The organism is uncultured Microbacterium sp. (assembly GCF_913776565.1).
GTDB lineage: Bacteria > Actinomycetota > Actinomycetes > Actinomycetales > Microbacteriaceae > Microbacterium.
In genome coordinates, this window is sequence record NZ_CAJYPF010000109.1 from 1 (window position 1) to 4,474 (window position 4,474).

At 73.1% G+C, this 4,474-nt stretch carries 2 protein-coding genes and 1 pseudogene; 1 reads left to right on the forward strand and 2 read right to left on the reverse strand.

The features are described 5' to 3' along the window. Positions 1-183, reverse strand: a pseudogene (locus tag QZ433_RS05850) (GNAT family N-acetyltransferase); the annotation flags it as partial. A gap of 66 nt (positions 184-249) precedes the next feature. Then, positions 250-537 carry a hypothetical protein gene (locus tag QZ433_RS05855; protein ID WP_295780676.1) on the reverse strand — a complete coding sequence of 96 codons (288 nt, stop codon included), beginning with the start codon at positions 535-537 and terminating at the stop codon, positions 250-252. A 439-nt stretch (positions 538-976) separates the two neighbouring features. Here QZ433_RS05855 and smc point away from each other — a divergent pair. Then, positions 977-4,474 (forward strand): chromosome segregation protein SMC (gene smc / locus QZ433_RS05860; protein ID WP_295780678.1); only part of this gene is annotated, 3,498 nt, incomplete at its 3' end.

Sequence of the window (4,474 nt, forward strand, 5' to 3'; positions counted from 1 at the left end):
TTTCGGTTGGTACAGCGGGAGCAGTTCATCGGCCGGCATCGAGGAGTCCTCGTGACCCGAGATCTCGGCGTAGACGAGGTTGCGTACGCGGACCATCTCGCGGAAGTCCGCGGCATCCGGGTCGTCGGTGCGGGCGGGGATGTGCAGGGGGCGCAGCTCGAGGCCGGCCGGAAGGGTCGTCATGACGGTGCTTTCGAGTCGAAGAAGAGGGGATGCCGGTGTGGCCGACGCCGGGGTCCGCCCCACCGATCAGAACGGCGGGCGGTGGAACGCCGCGGCGCTCTGCCAGGCGCGCTCGCGCCGGTCGCGCTCGGCCCGGGCCTTCTGCGCCCGATAGGCCGAGACGGCCTGATGGTCGAGAGCGCGGGCGCGATCGGCGTGCCGGGCGAGCAGCCACAGCCCGACGCGCAGCGACAGCCGGTCCAGCAGGCCCAGCGGGCGGTAGGCGGTCGTGTCGAACGTGACGGTCGACGGGGTGGGAGGGGTGGAAGGCGCGGCCGAGGCGTGCTGCGGCGCGCGCGTGAACAGGGCGTTCATGCGGAGGCTCCGTGAGGATGAGAAGACGAGCGGATGACGCGACGAGCGCGTGGGGGACCGGGAACGGTCCGGGCGAGCGAACGAACGCTCGATGGGAGGCGGAGACGCGAGGCGTCTCGACGCGACCGGTCAGCCCTGACGGGCGGGCATGCCGACGGCGGTGGTCACTCCGGTGACGGGTGCGGAGAGCACGGGCACGGCGATGAAGCCGGTGGCGGTGAAGCCGGTGATGGTGCGAATCATGGGAGGACCTCCTTTCGACGTCGGTTGCGACCCCCGACGCTAGCGAAGGCGCTCAGCGAATGTCAAGCGTTCGCCCAGAATCGACGACCTCTCGGGCGCGTCGGCGGCGACTGCGCGGCCCGCCGCCGCGGAATTCCGCGGTTCCTCGGCTAGCGTGAGGCGCAGTGCCGGTCGGGCGACGGGAGAGGAGCGGCGGGTGCATCTGAAGAGCCTCACGCTCAAGGGCTTCAAATCGTTCGCGCAATCGACCACCTTCGCCCTCGAACCCGGGGTCACCTGCATCGTCGGGCCGAACGGATCGGGCAAGTCGAACGTCGTGGACGCGCTCGCCTGGGTGATGGGCGAGCAGGGCGCCAAGACCCTGCGTGGCGGCAAGATGGAGGACGTCATCTTCGCCGGCACCTCGACCCGCGGGCCGCTCGGCCGGGCCGAGGTGCAGCTGACCATCGACAATGGCGACGGCGCGCTGCCGATCGATTACAGCGAGGTGACGATCAGCCGCACGCTGTTCCGCACCGGGGCGAGCGAGTACGCCATCAACGGGCAGACCTGCCGCCTGCTCGACGTGCAGGAGCTCTTGAGCGACTCCGGCCTGGGCCGCGAGATGCACGTGATCGTCGGCCAGGGGCGCCTCGACACCGTGCTGCAGGCCACCGCGGAGGACCGGCGCGGCTTCATCGAAGAGGCCGCCGGCATCCTGAAGCACCGGCGCCGCAAAGAGAAGACGGCCCGCAAACTCGAGGCGATGGAGACCAACCTCACGCGCCTGAGCGACCTGGCGGGGGAGCTGCGTCGTCAGCTCAAGCCCCTCGGCAAACAGGCCGAGATCGCGCGCGAGGCCGCGACCATCGCCGCCGTGGTCCGCGACGCGAAGGCGCGGCTCTACGCGGACGAGCTGGTGTGTCTGCGCGCGCAGCTCGCCGATGCGGCTCGCGCCGAAACCGAGCGTCACACCGAGCGGCTGGGGCTGCAGGAGCAGGCCGAGGGGCTGCGCGGACGTGTCGAGCGGCTCGAGAACGACCAGCGCTCTGAGGCGGTGGACCGTGCGCGCAGCGTCGCGTTCGCTCTCGAGCAGGTGCAGGAGCGGCTGCGCGGCCTGTACTCGCTGGCCGGTCAGCGGCTGACCCTGCTCGGCGACGACGGCGACGACGCGGCGGCCCAGGTACCCACGGTCGGCCAGCACGCGATCGACGACCTGCGCACCGAGATCGACGAGGTCGCGGCGGGTCTGGGAGAGGCACAGGATGCCGCGGCCGAGGCGACGAGGGCTGTGACGCGTGCCCGGGCGGACCTCGACGCACTCGATGTCGACATCGCCGCGCAGAGCGCTTTGGTGTCGGAGCACGACATGCGCATCCAGGCGCTGCGGGGATCCGCCGAGGCCGCGAACTCGGCACTGGCGGCGGTCAGAGCGGGCGTCGAGCGGCAGCAGCGCGCACTCGACGCCGCTCTGCTGCGCCGCGCCGAGGCCGAGCGCGCCCGCGCCGAGCTGGAGCCCGAGGTCGTCGCCGGGGCGTCGAGCGCCGAGCACGCCGCGGTCTACGAGCGTGCGCAGCGCGACGCCAACGACCGCGAGAGCGCGGTCGCGGGTCTGCGTGACCGCCTCCACGCCGCGGAGCGCGAGCGCGACGCCCTCACGGCGCAGACGACGGCGCTGGGGCGCGCCCTCGACGTGCGCAACGCAGCCGCGGACCTGCTGGCCGCGGGCGGTCCGGGCGTACGGGGTCTGGTCGGCGATGACGTCAAGGTCACCGCGGGCTACGAGGCGGCGATCGCCGCGGCCCTCGGCTCGCTCGCCGAGGGACTGCTCGTCGACGACGCCGCGGCGGCGTTGGACGCCGCGCGGACGGCCTCCACCACCGACCTGGGGGTCGTCGACATCGCGATCGCCGGGGCCGACGAGCCGACCGCCGCGCTCGAGATGGCGGGAACGATCGCCGCCGTCGACGTCGTTTCCGCGTCGGCCGGGGTGCGCGGCATCCTGTCCCGCACGTTCATCGTCGACGACCTCGCCGCGGGCGCGGCGCTGCAGGCGGAGCTGTCAGACGGTGCGACGCTGGTGACGCGGGCGGGTGAAGTGCTCACGGCCCTGACCGTGCGGGCCGGCTCCGGTTCGGGGCGCTCGCGCCTGGAGCTCGCCGCCGAACGGGATGCCGCCGACGAGCGGCTCGCCGAGATCGTCGTCGTCGCGGACTCGCTGCGCGAGGCGCTCGCGGACGAGCAGCGCGTCCTGGTCGACGCGCGCCAGCGCACGAAAGAGGCGCTGTCGACCTTGCGCGCGCACGACGCGGCCCTCGCCGCCCAGGCCGAGCGGACCAACCGCGTCACCGTGCAGCACGAGTCCGCGGTGGCGGAGTGCGAGCGCCTCGAGGCGGGGCTCGGCCAGGCCCAGGCCGCGGTCGCGGATGCCGAGGAGGCGGCGCGACGTGCCGACGATCAGCTGAGCCGTGCGCTGGAGGCACCCCGGCCCCTGCTCGACGCGTCCGCGCGCGCGGGCCTGGCCGCAGAGGTCGACGCGGCCCGGGAGCGCGAGCTGCGCGCCCGGCTCGACATCGAGACGCTCAAGGAACGCGTCCGGGCCGGAGAGGCGCGAATCGTCCAGCTCGAGCAGCAGCGGGAGCGCGAGCGCGCCGCCGCCGCCGAGGCCGCGCGCCGGGCCGTGATCCGTCGCGCGCAGCGTACCGTCGCGGCCGAGGTGGCGGGACACCTGCCGCCGCTGCTGGACTCGGTGGACCGCTCGGTGAGCCAGGCGCGGGTGGAGCTGGCGGCGGCCGAGTCGGCGCGAGCGGCGGTCACGGAGGAGCTCGCGCGTGCCCGCGCCGACGAGGCGGCGGTGCGCGAGCGGCTGGCCCGCCTGACCGAGAGCGTCCACGGACTCGAGCTGCAGATGCACGAGAAGAAGCTGCACGTGACGAGCCTTCTCGAACGGGTGCAGTCCGAACTCGCGCTCGACGAGGCCGTCCTCGTGGCCGAATACGGTCCCGATCAGCTGATCCCCGCGGACGGCGATGCCGAGGGCGTGCGCTACGACCGCGCCGCCCAGAAGCGTCGGCTGCAGGACGCCGAGCGCAAGCTCGCGCAGCTGGGCCGCGTCAACCCGCTCGCCCTCGAGGAGTTCGCGGCGCTCGAACAGCGGCACGCGTTCCTCACCGAGCAGCTCGCCGACCTGCAGCAGACCCGTGCCGACCTGCAGACGATCATCGCCGAGCTGGACGAGCGGATGCAGACCATCTTCGTCGCCGCGTTCGAGGACACCCGCGCCGCGTTCACCGACATCTTCCCGATCCTCTTCCCGGGCGGGACCGGGAGCATCTCGCTCACCGACCCCGACAACCCCCTCACGACCGGGATCGAGGTCGCGGTGCGACCGGTCGGCAAGAAGATCGAGCGGCTGTCGCTGCTGTCGGGCGGCGAGCGCTCTCTGGCCGCGGTGGCGTTCCTCACCGCGATCTTCAGCGCCCGACCCAGCCCCTTCTACATCCTCGACGAGGTCGAGGCCGCCCTCGACGACGCCAACCTCGGGCGCCTCCTGGGCGTCTTCGAGAAGCTGCGCGCGAGCAGTCAGCTCATCGTCATCACGCACCAGAAGCGCACCATGGAGATCGCGGACGCTCTCTACGGGGTCTCGATGCGACAGGACGGCGTCTCCGCCGTCGTCGGCCAGCGCGTGGGGGACCGCTCGGCCCGCTCGGCG

Excerpts from the sequence above, each read along its gene's own strand:
- QZ433_RS05855 (WP_295780676.1), bottom strand. The coding sequence starts at position 537 with ATGAACGCCCTGTTCACGCGCGCGCCGCAGCACGCCTCGGCCGCGCCT.